10 protein-coding genes are annotated in these 18,720 nt (G+C 51.4%); 6 read left to right on the top strand and 4 right to left on the bottom strand.

The annotated features are described in order from the left end of the window. The first annotated feature begins 180 nt into the window (after positions 1-180). From cobA to L0Y31_RS15765, 6 genes are all read left to right on the top strand, one after another. Positions 181-939 carry a uroporphyrinogen-III C-methyltransferase gene (cobA, locus tag L0Y31_RS15790; protein ID WP_234734047.1) on the top strand — a complete coding sequence of 253 codons (759 nt, stop codon included), beginning with the start codon at positions 181-183 and terminating at the stop codon, positions 937-939. Between the two features lie 371 nt (positions 940-1,310). Continuing rightward, on the top strand, positions 1,311-2,795 hold the full coding sequence (locus L0Y31_RS15785; RefSeq protein ID WP_234737184.1) for an alginate export family protein: 1,485 nt from the start codon (positions 1,311-1,313) through the stop codon (positions 2,793-2,795). Between the two features lie 24 nt (positions 2,796-2,819). Next, positions 2,820-4,121: a NarK family nitrate/nitrite MFS transporter gene (locus L0Y31_RS15780; RefSeq protein WP_234734046.1), complete on the top strand. Its 1,302-nt coding sequence runs from the start codon at positions 2,820-2,822 to the stop codon at positions 4,119-4,121. A gap of 4 nt (positions 4,122-4,125) precedes the next feature. Beyond that, positions 4,126-7,674, top strand: a complete 3,549-nt coding sequence (locus tag L0Y31_RS15775; RefSeq protein ID WP_234734045.1) for a nitrate reductase — start codon at positions 4,126-4,128, stop codon at positions 7,672-7,674. 40 nt (positions 7,675-7,714) lie between these two features. Further along, positions 7,715-9,190, top strand: a complete 1,476-nt coding sequence (locus L0Y31_RS15770; protein ID WP_234734044.1) for a rubredoxin — start codon at positions 7,715-7,717, stop codon at positions 9,188-9,190. Positions 9,191-9,199: 9 nt separating this feature from the next. After that, on the top strand, positions 9,200-9,670 hold the full coding sequence (locus tag L0Y31_RS15765; protein ID WP_234734043.1) for a nitrate reductase associated protein: 471 nt from the start codon (positions 9,200-9,202) through the stop codon (positions 9,668-9,670). Positions 9,671-9,741: 71 nt separating this feature from the next. Here the strand turns inward: L0Y31_RS15765 and L0Y31_RS15760 are convergent, their stop codons facing one another. From L0Y31_RS15760 to L0Y31_RS15745, 4 genes are all read right to left on the bottom strand, one after another. Beyond that, complete coding sequence (locus L0Y31_RS15760) at positions 9,742-11,229, bottom strand: glutamate synthase subunit beta (RefSeq protein ID WP_234734042.1); 1,488 nt, start codon at positions 11,227-11,229, stop codon at positions 9,742-9,744. Positions 11,230-11,299: 70 nt separating this feature from the next. Continuing rightward, positions 11,300-15,874, bottom strand: coding sequence for a glutamate synthase large subunit (gltB, locus tag L0Y31_RS15755; RefSeq protein ID WP_234734041.1), 4,575 nt, complete (start codon positions 15,872-15,874; stop codon positions 11,300-11,302). Between the two features lie 747 nt (positions 15,875-16,621). Further along, entirely contained in the window at positions 16,622-17,476 is an 855-nt protein-coding gene (locus tag L0Y31_RS15750) for a glycosyltransferase family 2 protein (protein ID WP_234734040.1), read from the bottom strand. Positions 17,477-17,652: 176 nt separating this feature from the next. Beyond that, a complete protein-coding gene (locus L0Y31_RS15745) occupies positions 17,653-18,555 on the bottom strand; it encodes a glycosyltransferase family 2 protein (protein WP_234734039.1) in 903 nt (300 codons plus the stop codon). Positions 18,556-18,720 lie beyond the last annotated feature (165 nt).

The raw sequence follows: 18,720 nt of genomic DNA, 5'->3' as shown, positions 1-18,720 counted from the left end.
TTCAAAATTAAACTGACTTTTCGCTAAATCCTAATATTTAATTTTAAGTAACTATGCTTTTGAAGTAATAATTGACAAATAGGTATTGTTTTTCAAAATAACACCTATAAATTTGAAGCAGATATTTCAATAATAGAAATTTAGTACTTATAGTATATTTCAACTATTAATCTAAAAGCGATGCAGCCGAAACTTACACTTGTGGGGGCGGGACCCGGCGATGGCGAACTGATTACCTTAAAAGGAATTAGAGCGCTTCGGCAAGCCAATGTGGTTTTATACGACGATCTGGCTAACGATACCTTACTGGAGTTTGCGCCCGAAAATGCGGTTAAAACCTACGTTGGAAAACGGGCGGGTAGAGCATCGCTTTCGCAGGAAGAAATCAACCAGTTGATTGTGCAGATGGCCATTAAACATGGGCACGTCGTTCGGCTTAAAGGGGGGGATTCCTTCGTGTTTGGGCGTGGTTATGAAGAGCTGGAATACGTCCGCCAATGTGGTATTCAGTGTGAGGTGGTACCCGGCGTATCCAGCAGCATTGCCGTGCCGGCTTCGCAGGGCATCCCGGTTACCTGTCGGGGTGTGAGTGAGAGTTTCTGGGTCATTACCGGAACCACGCGGCATGGCGAACTTTCGGAAGACTTGCAGCTAGCCGTGAAGTCGAAAGCAACCGTGGTGGTCTTAATGGGAATGAATAAGTTAGCGGAAATATGCGCGCTGTATTGCCAGGCGGGGCGGGGGCATCTGCCCATGGCGGTGATCCAAAATGGAACCCGTCCCGACGAACAGTGTCTGGTTGGACAGGTTTGGAAAATGCCGCATCTGGTGGCTGATCAGGGCGTGGGGGCGCCCGCAGTCATTATTATCGGTGAAGTAGTAGCCTTGCACCCAACCTATCTGGTGGAGTGTTTGCGCCACATACCGATGGCTTGCTAATAAAAAAGCCGATCCGGTGTGGGGGCACCTTTGGATCGGCCAAACAGGTTTGTCTATGTAAAACACAAACGCATCAAAGAAAATGAAAAAAGAAACCTAAAACAAATCCGCTTCTGCCGCAAGTGAATGAGCGAATTAGTGATTGAGCGAATCAACAATCGAATTTCAGGGTGTTAATTCTGCTTGATTACTTAAGTCATTGCGCAAAATCGAATTAGATGATCTGCCGGGTCAATGGGCTGGAAATCGCCTAGTTACTCTCTCATTCACTCACTCATTGATTCATTTCCTGGATTTTTCATTTTCTTCTAACCGGCTAGTATGCCATGAACGTATACGTTAAACAGATTGCACTCGCCAGTGCCTTTCTGATGGGTATTCACGTGCCAATCCGAGCGCAGATTTCCCTGATTGGGCAAGTCCGAACGCGCACTGAATTACGCGATGGATACGGAAATCTGACGCCAAAACACAGCAAGGCCGCCGCCTTCACCTCGCAACGGACGCGCTTGACATTGGGCTACAAATGGGAGCGGGTCTTATTCAATGTAGCCGTGCAGGATGTGCGCGTCTGGGGCCAGGATGCTTCTACCATCAGCAGCGCCGACGGAAATAAACTGATGGTCCACGAAGCCTGGGCGGATGTGGTGCTCATCAATCGGGCCGATAGCACCCTAAAAGTCAAGCTGATCGATTATCTATCCTTAAAACTGGGCCGTCAAGAATTAGTTTACGATGATGTCCGCCTGTTGGGTAACCTGGACTGGCTTCAGCAGGGGCGTCGGTTTGATGCCGCGTTGCTCAAAGCGCAGCATCGGGGGTGGGCCTTGGATATTGGTTTGGGCTTCAACCAAAATACAGATGCATTCGGCGCGACAGGCACCGCTTACACGCCAGCCAACAGCCCAGCCTTTGCTTTATCCAATCAGGGCATTTCATTACCGATTCCGGCGGGTTTCTTGCCAACAACGGGCAAAGGTGGCGCGCCGGTTGTCGCCAGTGCGGTGAGCACCAATGGCCAGAACCAGCAATTCAAAGCTTTTCAGATGGCTTACCTGAGCCGGAAATTCGGCAAGACAAAATTCTCAGGATTGCTTTTTAAAGATGATTTCTCAAAATACCGCATCGACTCCTTAGGTAGTGTTTCGACGGGGTACGTATACGGTAGGCGTTATGATATATCCGGTGTTAATTCCCGGCTCACCTACGGGGCCATGCTAACCGGGCAGCTAACCGTTCCGGCGGTGAAAGCGGGTCAGATCAGCTGGCAGGCGTTTGGGTATGGGCAAAGCGGCAGAGACCGCGACGGGCTGCGCCTGCGGAAGGCTTACCATTACGGCGCGAACGTTGTTTTTCAGAAAGGCTTCCTGAGCGTTAGTCCGGGGTATGAATTACTTTCGGGCAACAACGCGACTACGCTGAAAGGAGGTGAGACTAGCCGCTTCGACCCGTTGTACGGGACTCCGCACAAGCACTGGGGCTACATGGACTATTTTTACGTCGGTACCGGCTCACCCGCCGGAGGCCTGAAAGATGCCTTCCTGAAATTCAAATACACCGGAAAACGACTGACTACGGCGCTGGATGTGCACTATTTTGCGCTAGCGGCCCCCACCCTGAACAAGATGCCGGATGCCCCGGTGGGTGCAAAGCTGCCGTCATCGCTAGGCGTTGAATATGACCTCACGGCAACCTACAGCCTGAATAAATTTACGACCCTGGAGGCGGGGTATGCGCTCATGAACGGCACCAATTCACTGGAATATACCAAGCAAGGCACCATGAACCAGAAGGAAAAACGGGGCACCTGGGGCTATCTAATGATCAACATTCGACCTGATTTTTTCGCCAAATAACCGACTATTAAACCAGAAACAACCATGAACGTATCATCCAATAAGCCACTGGAAAAGCTGCCTGTCTTTAGCTTCAAGGGCATTCAGATGCAGACTTTTCACATCACCTGGTTAACCTTCTTCGTTTGTTTTTTCGGCTGGTTCGGGCTGGCTCCCTTAATGCCGGCAATTCGGGCCGACTTGAACTTAACCAAGCCGCAGGTAGGCAATACCATCATTGCGGCAGTGTCGGCGACCATTTTTGCCCGATTAATCATTGGAAAACTCTGTGACACCTGGGGCCCTCGGAAAACATACACGGCCTTGCTAGCCATCGGTGCGTTTCCCGTTATGCTGGTGGGTTTGGCCCACGATTACACCACGTTTTTACTGTTTCGGCTAGCCATTGGCGTGATCGGAGCGTCGTTCGTAATCACGCAGTTTCACACGTCCATGATGTTTGCGCCGAAAATCAAAGGCACGGCCAATGCCGTAGCGGGCGGTTGGGGGAATCTGGGCGGTGGCATTACCCAGCTGGCCATGCCCATGATTATGGCGGTGATTATCGGTTTCGGCTACACAAAAGCCGAAGCCTGGCGACTGGCGATGGTGGTGCCGGGTTTGATGATGCTGGTAATGGCCTTTGTTTACTACCGGTATACCAAAGATACGCCCAACGGGAACTACAATGAGATTGAACGGACAACGGCAAAAGCCGAAAAAGTAAGCTTCTGGAAAGCCTGCGCCGATGTGCGGGTTTGGGCGCTTTCGCTGGCGTATGCCTGCTGCTTCGGCATGGAAATCACATTCGATGGGGTGGCCTCGCTGTACTTCTTCGATAATTTCAACATGAAAGAAACCGAAGCTGGTTTCTGGGCCATGCTGTTTGGATTTATGAATATTTTCGCCCGCGCCCTGGGCGGTATTGTGGCTGATAAAGTGGGCCAGAACTACGGAATGCGCGGCAAAGGAATTCTCCTGGCGGGTATGCTGCTGCTGGAAGGTGTTGGCATTATTCTGTTTGCCAACTCCGGCAACCTGACGCTGGCTATTGTGTCCATGATCACGTTTGCGCTGTTCCTGAAAATGGCCAACGGGAGCACCTACGCCATTGTTCCGTTCGTCAATCCGAAGGCGGTGGGCGTTATTTCGGGCGTGGTCGGGGCCGGAGGCAACATCGGCGGCATGCTGATGGGCTTTCTGTTCAAATCGCAGTCCATCAGCTACGGACAAGCTTTTATGTACATCGGAGCCATCGTGGTCATCGCGGGTTTACTGCTCTTCTTAGTCAATTTTGGTAAAAAAGTGGTGGTAGAATCGGTCGAAGCGGAATTACAAACTATTTGATCTTATGGCTCATCAAACGACCTGTTGCTATTGTGGAGTTGGTTGCGGAATAGTGGTCAAGCAGGAGCAGAACGGCCAACTGCGCGTCGAAGGCGACAAGCAACATCCGTCTAATCGGGGAATGCTTTGTTCGAAAGGCATGAATCTGCACTACACAGTCATGGATGGTTCGGACCGCCTGCTTTATCCGCAGATGCGTTTTGGTCGCTCGATGCCCATGCAACGGGTGAGTTGGGATGCAGCCCTGGAACGGACAGCCGCCGTTTTTCGGACGCTGATTCAAAAATACGGCCCTGATTCGGTGGCGTTTTACGTTTCGGGACAATGCCTGACGGAAGAATATTACCTGGTTAACAAGCTGATTAAGGGATTTATTGGCTCAAATAATATCGATACCAATTCCCGGCTGTGCATGAGTTCGGCGGTGGTGGGCTATAAATTATCGTTGGGTGAAGATTCAGTGCCGGTTTGTTACGACGATATTGAAGAAGCGGACGTGTTTTACGTGCAGGGGGCCAATCCGGCCTGGTGTCACCCGATCCTCTGGCGGCGCATTGAAGCGCACAAAGCGGCAAATCCTCACGTCAAAATCATCTGCGTTGATCCACGCCAGACCGATTCGGCCCGTTCGGCAGACCTGCATTTGCCCATTCGCCCCGGAACGGACATCGTGCTGAACAACGCCATTGGTCGGCTACTGATCGAACAGGGCGCTATCGATGAGGAATTTATTACGAATCATGCCGACGGGTTTTCGGCGTATCGGGAGCAGGTTTTCCAACGCACGCTGGAGGAGTCGGCAGACTTGTGCGGGGTCGATCCGGCAGCGATTCAGCAGGCTGCTCGGTGGATTGGGGCTTCCAAAGGGTTTTTGTCACTCTGGACGATGGGCCTGAATCAGTCGGTTGTCGGGGTAAATAAAAACCTGTCTCTCATTAATTTACACCTGATTACAGGTCGGATCGGCAAACCGGGTAACGGACCTTTTTCGCTGACGGGGCAACCCAATGCCATGGGCGGGCGGGAAGTGGGCGGGCTGGCGAATAGTTTACCGGCCCACCGCGAACTGACCAACGCCGCGCACCGGGCCGAAGTCGAAGCGTTCTGGAAAAGCCCCGTCAAGATTGGGGCCAAAGCCGGCCTCACCGCCACGGAAATGTTTGAAGCCTTGGCCGATGATCGTTTGAAGGCCATCTGGATCATTAATACAAATCCGCTAGTGAGTATGCCCGATTTGAACGCGGCGGAAGCGGCTTTAAAGAAGGCGCGTTTCGTGGTCGTGCAGGATATTTCGAACCGGGCCGACACGGTGCAATTTGCCGATGTAGTGTTACCCGCCGCCGGTTGGCTAGAAAAAGAAGGCACCATGACCAACGCGGAGCGCCGGATTTCCTACCTGCCCAAAATACTGGATGCGCCCGGTGAAGCCTTGCCCGATGCCGAAATCATCTGGCGTTTTGCCCAAAAAATGGGCTACCAGGAAGCGTTCAACTATACGAGTAGCGCCGAGGTGTATCAGGAATATACCCAAATCACGGCAGGAACCAACATCGACGTAACGGGAGTGAGTTATGAGTTACTTCGGCAAAAACGTACCGTGCAGTGGCCTTTCCCGGCTTCCGGTGGGGGAGAAGAATTGGGGATGAAGCGGTTGTTCACGGATAAAAAGTTTTTTACGCCCAACGGACGCGCACAAATCCACGCTGTCCCTGACGAAAATGCCTCAGAGCCAACGGATAGCGATTTCCCGCTAGTACTGACGACCGGGCGGATTCGGGACCAATGGCATACGCGAACTAAAACGGGTCGGGTGGCTAAACTGACGCAGCACATTCCGCAGCCGTTCTTGCAAATTCACCCAACCGATGCCAAAGTGCGGCACATTCAGGATGGGCAGTTGGTGGAGGTGCGGGGCCGCCGGGGCGTGGTGCGGGTAAAGGCGCAGGTAACCGAAGAGGTGAGATCGGGACTTTGTTTTTTACCAATGCACTGGGGAAAGCAACTAGAGAGTAACCTCAACCGAGCCAATAACCTGACCCATGCGTTGGTGGACCCGCGTTCCAAAGAACCGGATTTTAAATTCTCGGCTATTGACGTACAACCTTACCTAAAACCCGCGGAAAAAATCATCATCATCGGAGCCGGTTCGGCGGGTTTGGGCTTTATCAACGCCTACCGCCAGTTGAATGAGCGGGACGAAATCCACGTGTTCTCCCGGGAAATCTATCCGTTCTACAACCGCGTTCTTCTGCCCGACTACATCAGCGGGGCGCAAACCTGGGAGCAGTTGGTCAAGTTGCGGGAAGATCAGTTTGAAGAAGCCAATATTCTGGTTCACAAAGGTGTAAGTATCGCCCACATCGACCGAAAAGCGAAAGTCGTGGTTGATAGCAATGGGGTGGAGCATGTGTATGACAAGCTAATTTTGGGGATGGGAAGCCGGGCGTTTATGCCGAAGGGCGTACCTCCGCTGGCAGGTATTTTTAACATGCGGTCGCGGCTTGACGCCGATTCGTTGCTTCCTTTTCTGTCGCAGAAAGCACCCCATGCTGTTATCGTTGGCGGAGGCTTGCTGGGCCTCGAGTTAGCCGCTTCGCTCCGGCAGATGGGCGTGCGGGTATCGGTTGTGCAGCGCTCGGGGCGTTTTATGGAACGGCAACTCGATCCGCTGGCCAGTGAGTTGTTGTATCTCGAATTAATAGAACGGGGAATTGAAGTGTACTTTAACGAAGAAGTGCAAACCTTCAAAGGCGTAAAGCAGCTGGAAGGCATTCAGTTGAAGTCGGGCCGTAAGCTCGACTGCCAGGTGGTCGTTATGGCCATTGGCACCGCTCCCAATACGGAGTTAGCCCAAACTGCCGGGCTGGAATGCAGCCGGGGCGTGGTCGTTAACGATTACCTGCAAACCTCCGACCCAGCCATTTTTGCGGTAGGAGAGTTGGCGCAGTGGCGCGGCCAAATGTGGGGGATCACGTTGGCCGCCGAGCAGCAGGCCGAGGTCGCCGCCCGGTTTATAGCCGGTGATGTTTCCCAGCCTTACCAGGGAAGCGTTTCCATGAACATTCTGAAAATGGAGGGGCTGCATTTGTGCAGCATTGGCATGGCCGAAGTGCCCGATGTGACCGGAATGCCGGACAAAAGCGATTACGAGGAAATCATTTTCCTCGACAAATCGAAGCGTTATTACAAAAAATGCATCGTGCACCGGGACAAACTCGTCGGCGCGATTCTAGTCGGAGATAAAAACGAGTTTCAGGAGTTTCGCAACCTGATTGCCAACGGCATCGAACTATCCGAAAAACGGCTGCAATTGCTCAGGAGCAGTCAAAAGGTAGAGGCTGTGGAAGGCAAGCTGGTTTGTTCCTGCAATACGGTGGGACAGGGTAACCTGGAGAAAGTAATTCAGGAAGGATGCACTGATTTTCAGGCGCTTTGCCAGAAGACAGGGGCGGGAACCGGCTGCGGTTCCTGCCGCCCGGAAGTACGAAGTATCCTGGAAAAAATGAGTGAAATCCAGAAAGAGCGAAAGAGTGAGCTGGGTGTTGTCTCCTGATCGTTCACTTTCACTTTTTACAAGTTCGTCTCTGAAAACTATGCGTGATTATTATAACCTGAAAGTCAACTTCCCCGCGGGGATTCTTTCGCCCGGAACCTTGCAGCGCTTGTTGACGATGGCTTACGAAGCCCGGGTTCGGCAGGTGCGTTTTGGCTCGCGCCAACAGTTGCTGATGACGGTGCATTACGAAGACATGCGACTGCTGGAAAAAAGCCTGAAAAGTCTGCCCATTCACTACGAAATGGCCACGGATTATTACCCCAACATCATTAGCTCTTATTGCGGCGAAGAGGTCTTCCGCTCGGGTGCTTGGCTACGGGAAAGCGAATACCATACAGTGCTGGATCAGTTTGATTACCAGCCGCGTTTGAAAGTGAACCTGTCGGATTCGGCGCAAAGTTTTACGCCTTTTTTTACCAGTAATCTTAATTTTATTGCTTCCCCAGAGCCGCATTTCTGGTATTTGTACGTTCGTCCGAAGCAAAGCAATGCCGTTTTTCGCTGGCGGGATTTAATTTATACCAACGACATCGGTCGACTGGCCAAAGCGGTTGAAGAGCGCATGTTGAAAATGGCTAAAGAAGACGAAAATATTGAGGAGGACAAGCTATACCGCCTTGTCAATGCCGAGCAGCATTTCGTGACCCAACCGGCCCTACAAGACGTTGAATTGCCCGAATTTTCGTTGCCCTATTACGAGGGGTTTAACCGCTACGGACAGCGCTCCTGGCTGGGGCTTTATCGGCGTGATGAGCAGTTTTCCATTGCTTTTTTGCTGGACCTGTGCGCGTTGTGTTTAAAAACACGGATCGGTGAAATTTGCGTAACTCCGTGGAAGTCGCTCATTATTAAAGGGATTGAAGAAAAGGACCGGGCTGCCTGGTCGTATGTGCTGGGGAAGCACAACATCAACGTGCGCCACGCAGCCAACGAATTAGCCTGGCAAACGGAAGACCATACCGACGAAGGTACGGCGCTCAAAAACTACGTGGTTCGCTTGTTTGAGAAAAACGATACGCGAACGTTCGGGCTTTGCTTTGGGGTACAGACACGGGCTAAATCGGAAGTGTTTGGCTCGGTTCTGGTGCGAAAACGGCCGTTGCTCCGAATTGGCCGACTGGCGATTTTCAGTGTTTATGACTTGTACTTTACCGAAAATTTCAACCCTAATAGCCGGACATATTTCCTATTTGAAAAAGGGCTTTTGCGGTATCACTTGCCGAACCAAATTGAGCGTTTATGCCGGAAATTCAGCGCCCGGCGCTCTTTAGAAGGCATGGCCGTGGACGGTTTGGAGGCCCCAAAAATAGAGCTTACGCCGGCGCCTCTTCCTGTGGTGCAGCAATGCCCACACTGCTTTACAGTGTACGATGCTCAGTATGGCGATGCGCAGCGGGGAATAGCACCGGAGACTAGCTTTGACGCCTTACCCAGCGATTATACCTGCGCTACCTGCGAAGCGCCCAAAACCGAAATGGTAGACATTCAGTTGGATACAAGCCACTCTATTTAAGACTTTTATATGACACCGCAAGCGATCGATGTTGTTTATTTCCGGTTCGAAAATGATTTTGTTGACTCACTGCGCTGCATTCCAATGGTGGTGCGGTATAAGTTGGACACCTGTGGGATCAAGCTAAAATTACCCGAATGGGTAAAATTGAGCGTCACGGAGAAAAAAGAACTGGCTGTCCACCCGTGTTTTACCGCCGATGAAAGGGAACATTACCGCTATTTTCTTCAGAATATGGTCTTGAAACGGTGCTTTCACGAAGCCAGTACACTACCGCCGGTAGACGCGGCTTGGGAAGCGTTAAACGAGGTGCCAGCGGAAGTGCAGCAAAAAGCCGCCGAGTGGAACTGCGCGTCTTTGACGCTGGTGCAGTGGATTCGCCTCGATGTTCTACAGCGCTTTGCCTTGGTCAAGTTGAGTCGATCGGGGCATGAAGGGCGAAACTTCCCGCGGGCGCTGCAAGAATTTGGAATAGCTTAAAATAGGAATGCAGTTAACAAAGAAAAGCCCGCTAGCATGACTAGCGGGCTTTTTATAGAACACCGTATCTTTTAAACTGTAGCAAAAAACGAACGGGCTTTGGCTTCGAGTTGGCTTTCACCCATCAGGTATTGATCGGCAGCGCGGGCTGCTTCGCGTCCTTCCGAGATGGCCCAAACCACCAGCGATTGACCACGGCGCATATCACCTGCCGCAAAAACCTTCGGAATATTCGTTTGGTAATTCGACGATTTCACGTTGCCACGTTCGTCAACCTCGACGCCTAAATCGGTAAGCAGGCCGTTGCGTTGTGGGTAGAGAAAACCAGCCGCCAGCAGCGCCAATTCACACGGAATATCGCGTTCGGAGCCCGGCACTTCGACCATCTGCATCCGGCCATTTTCATTTTTCCAATCCAAATCTACAAGACGGAGAGCAGTTAGATTGCCGTTTTCATCGCCGATAAAGGCTTTGGTATTAATCGACCATTTCCGCTCGCAACCTTCCTCGTGCGAGGTAGAGGTGCGGAGCATCATCGGCCAGTTTGGCCAAGGGGTGCTTTCCGCGCGTTCGTACGGTGGCTTGGTCAGGAGCTCGATCTGGGTAACCGATTTCGCACCGTGGCGATTGGACGTTCCTACGCAGTCGGAGCCGGTGTCACCACCGCCAATAACCACCACGTTTTTGTCCGTCGCCAGTAGCTCACCGTTCGCGTATTTAGCGCCCTGGTGGTCTGCTTCAACCGGACGCTCGGCAACGCGTTTGTTTTGCTGGCTCAAAAACTCCATCGCAAAATGAACCCCTTTTAGTTCCCGACCCGGAATAGGCAGATCGCGGGGGACTGTGGAACCACCCGTTAGTAGCACCAAATCAAATTCTTCCAGCAACGCTTCAGCTTTTATATCAACCCCCACATTTGTGTTGGTTTTAAAAACAATGCCTTCCGCTTCCATAACCGCTAACCGACGGTCGATCACCCATTTCTCCAGTTTGAAGTCAGGAATACCGTATCGCAACAAGCCCCCGATCAGGTCGGCGCGCTCAAACAGGGTTACGGTATGTCCAGCTTTATTTAATTGCGCTGCGGCAGCCAATCCGGCAGGACCGGAGCCGACAACCGCTACTTTTTTGCCCGTCTGTTTCAGGGGACGATTTGGCTGAACCTGACCCCGGGCGAACGCGGCTTCAATAATGGACTTCTCGATAAACTCAATGGCAACCGGCGGCTTGTTTATCCCGAGCACACACGAAGATTCGCAGGGAGCCGGGCAGATACGGCCCGTAAATTCCGGGAAGTTATTGGTCGAAGCCAGAATTTCGTAGGCATACTCCCAATTCTGTTCGTAAACCGCGTCATTAAACTCCGGAATGATATTGCCCAGTGGACAACCATTGTGACAAAACGGAATCCCGCAGTCCATGCAACGAGCCGCCTGCTTTTGTGAATCGGCCTCCGAGTGAGGCAACTCGATTTCTTTATAATCGTGAACACGCTCCTGCGTCGCCCGTTTTTTGGGCAATTCGCGGGTGAATTCTAAAAATCCAGTGGGTTTTCCCATGAATGTAAATGAATAGACTTTGTCAAAACTTCTACCAACCTACTTACAGCAATGGCTTGCCTGCTGGCCCTTATTGGCCAGCCACATCAACAACAATGTCCTGATAAACCACACTTTTGTCGCGGATTTGCTCGGCGAGCGAAATACCCCGTCCGGCCAGCGCCTTCCGGAAATCGTTCGGTAGCACCTTCACGAACTGGCCAATCAAGTTGTCCCAATCCTGAATCAGGTTCAACGCAACATTGCTGGTGGTGTATTGGAAATGTTTATCAACGTATTCGCGGACGATGGTCATATCTTCGTCGTTCAGGCCTTCCAGCGATACCATTTCGCCATTCACTTTTGAGGCGAAATCACCGTCTTTGTCCCAAACGTAAGCGACGCCACCCGACATACCCGCGCCGAAGTTTCGGCCCACGGCACCCAGAATGATCGCCAGACCGCCTGTCATGTATTCCAGACCGTGGTCGCCAATGCCTTCGACAACCACCTTTGCACCTGAATTACGAACGCAGAACCGCTCGCCAGCCATTCCCCGGATATATGCCTCACCGGAAGTTGCGCCGTAGAACGAAACGTTACCGACAATGCTGTTTTCTTCGGGTTTGAACTGGGCCGTACGATCGGGATAAACGATTAGCTGAGCGCCGCAAAGTCCTTTTCCAAAGTAGTCATTGGCATCGCCTTCCAGTTCCAGTTTAATACCGCGGGTGTTGAACGCACCGAAGCTTTGCCCAGCCGTACCGTGGAATTTGTAGTGAATGGTGCTTTCGGGTAAGCCTTTGCCTCCGTAAACCTTCGAGATTTCGTTGGAGAGCATCGTTCCGGTAGCCCGGTTTAGGTTGACAATCGGGTATTCGGCATAAACGGATTCGCCGCTGTCAAGGGCTGGTTTTGCCGTTTCCAGCAAGCGCCAGTCCAGAATGCTGGCCACACCGTGATCTTGGTCTTCCTGCTTGTACAAAGCTACATCCAGGTTAACTGGCTCTTTGTACAGAATCGGCGCCAGATCGACCGCCTGGTATTTCCAATGCTTAATGTCATCGCGCATGTCCAGCAAATGAGCTTGTCCTACCATTTCGTTGATGGTACGGAAGCCCAGTTCGGCCATGATCTCGCGTAACTCCGTTGCCAGGAAAGTAAACATATTGACAACGTGCTCCGGCTTACCGGTAAACAACGCACGTAGTTCTTTATTTTGAGTCGCCACGCCAACCGGACAGGTGTTCAGGTGGCATTTCCGCATCATAATACAGCCTACCGATACCAGAGCCGCCGTAGCAACCCCGAATTCTTCGGCACCCAGCAGGGCGGCAATCGCCAGGTCGCGACCCGTCCGCATCTGGCCGTCGGCCTGTACGGTAACCCGGCCACGCAGTTTATTCCGAACCAGCGTTTGGTGCGTTTCGGCCAAACCAAGTTCCCAAGGCAGACCCGCGTGACGGATCGAGCTGAGCGGCGAAGCACCCGTTCCACCGTCATGACCCGAAATCAGGATGTGATCGGCGTGGGCCTTAGCAACCCCGGCGGCAATGGTTCCAACCCCGGCTTCCGATACCAGTTTTACGCTGATACGTGCTTCGCGGTTGGCGTTTTTCAAGTCGAAAATAAGCTGCGCTAAATCCTCAATCGAATAGATATCGTGGTGAGGCGGCGGAGAAATCAGGCCCACACCGGGCGTCGAATGCCGGGTACGTCCGATCCAGTCGTCTACCTTATGACCCGGTAACTGACCGCCTTCGCCGGGTTTTGCACCCTGCGCCATTTTAATTTGTAACTCAACCGCGTTGGATAAATAGTGGCTGGTTACCCCAAAACGGCCCGATGCAACCTGCTTGATGGCCGAGTTTAGGCTATCCCCGTTGGCCTGGGGCGTATACCGCAGTTCATCTTCGCCTCCTTCGCCCGAGTTGCTTTTTCCGCCGATGCGGTTCATCGCGATGGCAAGCGTGGTGTGCGCTTCCCACGAAATCGAGCCGAACGACATGGCACCCGTTGCAAACCGTTTGAAAATGCTTTCAATGGGTTCAACTTCCTCAATAGGAACTGGATTGCCTTTTTTAAACTTCATCAAGCCGCGCAGCGTCAACGCTTTGGTTGTCTGCTCGTCGATGAGTTTGGCGTATTTTTTATAAACAGTATAGTCGTTTTTCCGGGTAGCCTGTTGCAACAGGTGAATGGTATCGGGATTAAACGTATGGGCTTCGCCCCGTTGTTTCCACTGATAAACACCACCTACTTCCAGTCGGGGAGCACCCAGCGCTTTTTCCGGGAACGCCTGTTGGTGACGAATCAGAATTTCGTGACCCATCTGCTCCAGACCCATACCTCCGATGCGCGAAATCGTACCGGTAAAGTATTTGTCTACCACTTCTTTATTTAATCCCAGACACTCAAAAATCATCGCGCCCTGGTAGGATTGCAGCGTGGAGATACCCATTTTCGAGAATATCTTGAGCAATTCTTTATTGACGGCTTTGATGTAATTCTGGTGGAGTTTTTCAATCGAGTAATCCGCCTGGATCAAGCCCCGCTCTTTCATGGCCGTGATGGTTTCGAAAGCCATATATGGGTTGATACCGGAAGCGCCGTACCCAATCAGAGTTGCATAGTGGTGCGTTTCCCAAACGTCTCCCGCTTCGACCAAGATACCCACCTGGCCCCGCAAGCCTCTGCGAATCAGGTAGTGGTGAACCGCCGACGTTGCCAGAAGGGAAGGAACCGGAGCGTGGTCGGAGTCGATGGCGCGGTCGGAGAGGATAATGATTTCAAAACCGTCTTCGATGGCATCTTCCGCGTAGCGACAAATTCGATCCAGTGCCCGTTCCAGCCCTTTCCCGCCGTGATCGGCGCGGAAATAAGCGTTGATGGTTTTAGCCTGAAAATGATTTTTATCAACAAACCGCAGCTTGTCAAATTCTTCAATCGTCAGGACCGGTTGCGATAACTCAATCTGGCGGCAATGCAGCGGCGTTTCGCTCAGCAGGTTGCCCGATGCACCAACAAACGAGATCAGCGACATGATGGCCCGCTCCCGAATGGAGTCAATCGGTGGGTTGGTTACCTGCGCAAACAGTTGTTTAAAATAATTGGCAAGGTGCTGGCTCTGGTCCGACAAAACGGCCAGTGGCGCATCCGTACCCATCGATCCCAGGGCTTCCAGACCGGTTTCGGCCATTGGTCCCAGAATCATCCGCAGGTCTTCCGACGTAAAACCGAAAGCCTGTTGACGGCGGGTTATATCCTGCAAGCCCATGTGACTGAACGTCCGGGCTGGTTTTGGCAATTCACTGATTTTGATCTTATTCTCGTCCAGCCATTGTTGATAAGGCTGCCGTGAACAAATATCGGCTTTTAGCTCTTCGTCGCTGATGATGCGTCCCTGCTCCATGTCCACCACGAACATCCGACCGGGTTGCAGACGACCTTTCTTCACGACTTTCGCCGGATCTACGTCGTTAACACCAGCCTCGGAGGCCATGATTACCACATCGTCTTCGGTCACCCAGTAGCGGGAAGGACGTAGCCCGTTGCGATCAAGCGTAGCGCCCACGATGCGTCCGTCGGTGAACGAAATCGAAGCGGGGCCGTCCCAAGGCTCAATGATGGCCGCGTGGTATTCATAGAAAGCCTGACGCACAGGGTCCATCTGGTCGTTACCATCCCAGGCTTCCGGCACCAGCATCATCATGGCGTGCGGCAGCGAACGGCCGGCCAGTACCAGTAATTCAATGGCATTATCCAGGTTAGCGGAGTCCGACTGATTGGGAATACAGATCGGCTTCAGCATGTCCAGTTCTTCCTGGGTAAACACTTCCGATTCCAGCATGGCTTCGGCGGTTTTCATCCAGTTAACGTTGCCTTTTACGGTATTGATTTCACCGTTGTGGGCAATGTAGCGGAAAGGCTGGGCCAGCCTCCAGGAAGGGAAGGTATTGGTCGAAAAGCGGGAGTGCACCACACCAATGGCCGAAACGAGTTCTTCGCGGCTCAGGTCCGGGTAGTATTCCCGTAACTGCATGGTTGTGAGCTGACCCTTATACGTAATCACCCGGCTCGAAAGCGACGAGTAGTAAAAGTCATTGTTGACTCCTGCTACTGTTTCGTTGATGATGCGGGTGCTGTAATTACGAATGATGTATAATTTACGCTCAAATTCGTCGGTAGAAATGGATTCAGGCTTCCGGATAAAGACTTGCTCCATCACGGGTTCCACCGAACGGGACCCATTCCCAAGATCGGTCGAATCGACGGGAACCACGCGGTAGCCCAGCAGGTCAAGATTGAGCTTTTTAATGGAGCGATTCAATATATCGCGGCAATCTTTCCGAAGACGGTCGTCTTTCGGCATGAACATCATTCCGACACCGTACTCACCCGCCGCAGGTAGCGAAAAGCCTAATTTACGGCATTCGTCTACAAAAAGTTCGTGAGGAATTTGAATTAAAATACCGGCGCCATCGCCCGTGTTTGTTTCATAGCCAACCGCGCCCCGGTGATCCATCCGGGTCAGCATGGTCAGTGCATCTTTTATAATTTGATGCGATTTGCGCCCCTTGATGTGGGCAACAAATCCAATTCCACAGGCGTCGTGTTCAAACTCGGATCGGTAAAGACCCAGTTGAGGAACATCAGTAGCAGACATCAGCGTAAGCAATTAATGATTTTGTTACTTGAATTAGTTAAATTATAGTCACCAATGGTGGGTGCACAAAATCGTCGATGAAGTGAGGACAGTAATAGATTTGTATTTGGCTATGCAATATATAATTAAAAATATTCTGTAAAAATAGCTAAAGGCGAAATTTCATTTGTTCCTTTTGCAATTATGAATTTGATCCTAAAACGTCTTGGTTAATGAATAATTAGAAACGGTATACAAGCTCAATTTTTATTTAGATTTATTATAAATGCGTGTTTTTGTCTTGCAATCAATTAAACTAAGAATATAGTTAAGAAGGGGGCGGCGGAAAAATCAGCCAAATAGGTGGGGAATTGCTGGCAGTCCTACTGGATTGATGAAGGAAAAGCGCCCAAACGCGTCTGACTTTGGTGAACTTTTGCGATTGGCTAGGTAGGAGAAGGGCTGTGTCCTTTTGCATGTCTGCGGAGGTGAAATGCTAAGCGGTTAGAAGGCGCAAGAACGTAACCTAAGCGCTTTATTAGATGGATTTTATCCGTAGTTTTACTCCAACGCGTTTTGAATCAACGATCACGCAAACCCATGAAAAAGATCCTTAGCGAAAAAAACAAGGTAATCGGTTTAGTGGCCCTAGCTTTCGGGTTGATCTTCGTCGGCCTTTACCTCCGGGAATACCACAATAGCTCTTATGGGCTCATAGGCTTGGGCTTCCTTCTTTTTATGTTCCTCCGTTTTAGGTAGCCTCCGGCTTTAATTCCGTCCTAGAGCAGACTTCATTTTCAGGCGTTGTCCCTGCTGGACATAATGGGTAAGGTCCTGGGCAAAAGGACGATCCAGTTGTATCCAGCGAATCTTGATATAAGCCGCCAACTGAACCAGTGAGCCGATGAAAAAAGGCTTGGTGAAGGCATATTTGAAAAGGGTTAGCAGGAAGAAATCGAAGCGGTACGGGATGCGTGCCTTAAAAACTCCCGTATCGTAGTGGTTCACCAGCGAATGGTGGCGTACGCCCTCGGGTTTCAGGTGGTCGAAGTGAATGGGCAGGGTGCGGGTTTGCCAGCCTTTCATGCGGGCCATGTAGGTGTCAATTTCGTCTTCTCCGCGAATCGTGTGGTACGGCCCAACGGCGTCGAAACAGGCTTTTCGGTAAATTCGCGTGGCGCCCCGCACACCACTCCAGTCGGAAATTTTCTCGGGAATGCCATCCTGCACCAAGTGACCAGAAGCCAGCCCAAGGCTTTTTTCCTGCTGAAAAGCGGTGAAAACCTGCTCAAAAAAACTAGGCGCAAATGCAACGTCTGAGTCAATTTTTACGACAAAATCAACTGCTTCGGCCTGGATCAGTTCCCGGGCGTAATTCAAAACGGCCCCGCTGCGTCCGCCGGTGGAGGTGAGATCAGGCCGGAAATTCGTCAGCGTAATCAGCTCGATCCAGGCGTGTTTGTCGGCGTATTCCTGAATGATGGCGGGCGTGCGGTCGGTTGATCCATCGTTCAGGATGAGCCAACGTTTGGGTAGAATCGTTTGGGCGCAGACCGAGCGCAGGGTTTGCTCGATGTAGTTTGCCTCGTTTTTGGTGGGCGAAAGAAGGATGTAATCAAGCATAAGTCAATGAGTGAAAGCGTCAATGAGCGAAAGAGCGAAACAGGGAATGAGCGAATAGTTTGCCGATTTTCAGCCCAATGGCTCTATAGCAAGTAGAACTTGAGTAAATGATTGATGAGCAATTAACTAATGAATTCTCAGGGTACTATTCACTCAATCGCTCATTCACTCTTTAATCAGGTCATTTTCAGGCGTCGGTATTTCCACAGGTAAGCCCGCCACGTAGCCACGATGCTGAGCAGCACACCAAACGGCCAGACAACGGGAAGACCGTGTTTCTGGTAGAAATAGACGGTTTTGCGCAGGGAATTGACCGAATAGAGCGAGAAAAAGCTGTTCAGGAAAACCGATAGCGAAGGCTTCAGGTAAACCGTTCCGGCAGCCGTTAAGGAAACAGGGTCGAAGACCACCGCATCCCAGGAAATATACACCGGAATGCCCGCTTTGGTGGCCGTTAAAGCCAGGTCATCGTCGGAGCCGTATTGCGGAAATCGACGTTCGTCCAGCAAACCAATCCGATCAAAAACCGACATCGGGACCAGCGTTCCCCGGCCATTCAGGCTCTCGGTGGGATAATGTCCCGAAAACAAAGCAGCCTCATAAGCTTCAAAAGGAGGCGTATAAGGAATGGTCTTCATCAGCCAGCGAACCGTCTTCTTTGTCCCCGAAAACGTAATGCGGTGGGGCTGTTCGAGCGAAACCGACAAGCTTCCCATAATGGCGTCGGGAGCAACCTGAGCGTGCGCCTGGGTAAGTTTCAGGAGATAATCCGGGGCAATTTCAGAGTCGTCGTTAAGAATCAATACGAAGCTTGATTTCAACCGGGCTTGGGCAAAGCGAATGCCTTCGTTAACACATCTAGTAAACCACCAGTTACCACTTCCCTGGATTGTATGAACCGTAGGAAACTGCTGCTGGAGCAGATCGGTCGTTCCGTCGGTAGATCCATCGACGACAACAATAATTTCCAGTAGAAAAGCTCCGGCCTGCTGCTGCAAAAGCTGGTCCAGCAAGGTTTGTAAAAGCCTTTTCCGATTAAAGGTTGGGATGATTACAGCAATGGAATAGGGAGTTTGCATGCGGTTTTGACCGGTAATTCAACCGAGCGTCACTTCATTTGGGGTGGAAGCGGTGATTTTTGGGCCAAATCGACCGTTTGCTCAAGCACCTACAATTCAAGTCGGATTTATAACGCTTCAGAGACAAAACCAGCGCTTTCGAAAAAAGCACCCGCTACCTTCGAG

Origin of the sequence: Tellurirhabdus bombi, from assembly GCF_021484805.1 — a bacterium.
In the GTDB taxonomy this organism is placed as follows: Bacteria; Bacteroidota; Bacteroidia; order Cytophagales; family Spirosomataceae; genus Tellurirhabdus; species Tellurirhabdus bombi.
The sequence above is the reverse complement of the archived record's forward strand: the minus strand, read 5'-3'. Positions and strand labels throughout refer to the sequence as shown.

What these genes read in the sequence shown, in the direction of transcription:
- L0Y31_RS15785 (WP_234737184.1), top strand. Translation starts at nt 1,311, where the DNA reads ATGGGTATTCACGTGCCAATCCGAGCGCAGATTTCCCTGATTGGGCAA.
- L0Y31_RS15770 (WP_234734044.1), top strand. Translation starts at nt 7,715, where the DNA reads ATGCGTGATTATTATAACCTGAAAGTCAACTTCCCCGCGGGGATTCTT.
- L0Y31_RS15780 (WP_234734046.1), top strand. Translation starts at nt 2,820, where the DNA reads ATGAACGTATCATCCAATAAGCCACTGGAAAAGCTGCCTGTCTTTAGC.
- L0Y31_RS15760 (WP_234734042.1), bottom strand. Translation starts at nt 11,229, where the DNA reads ATGGGAAAACCCACTGGATTTTTAGAATTCACCCGCGAATTGCCCAAA.
- L0Y31_RS15745 (WP_234734039.1), bottom strand. Translation starts at nt 18,555, where the DNA reads ATGCAAACTCCCTATTCCATTGCTGTAATCATCCCAACCTTTAATCGG.
- gltB (WP_234734041.1), bottom strand. Translation starts at nt 15,874, where the DNA reads ATGTCTGCTACTGATGTTCCTCAACTGGGTCTTTACCGATCCGAGTTT.
- L0Y31_RS15750 (WP_234734040.1), bottom strand. Translation starts at nt 17,476, where the DNA reads ATGCTTGATTACATCCTTCTTTCGCCCACCAAAAACGAGGCAAACTAC.
- L0Y31_RS15775 (WP_234734045.1), top strand. Translation starts at nt 4,126, where the DNA reads ATGGCTCATCAAACGACCTGTTGCTATTGTGGAGTTGGTTGCGGAATA.
- L0Y31_RS15765 (WP_234734043.1), top strand. Translation starts at nt 9,200, where the DNA reads ATGACACCGCAAGCGATCGATGTTGTTTATTTCCGGTTCGAAAATGAT.
- cobA (WP_234734047.1), top strand. Translation starts at nt 181, where the DNA reads ATGCAGCCGAAACTTACACTTGTGGGGGCGGGACCCGGCGATGGCGAA.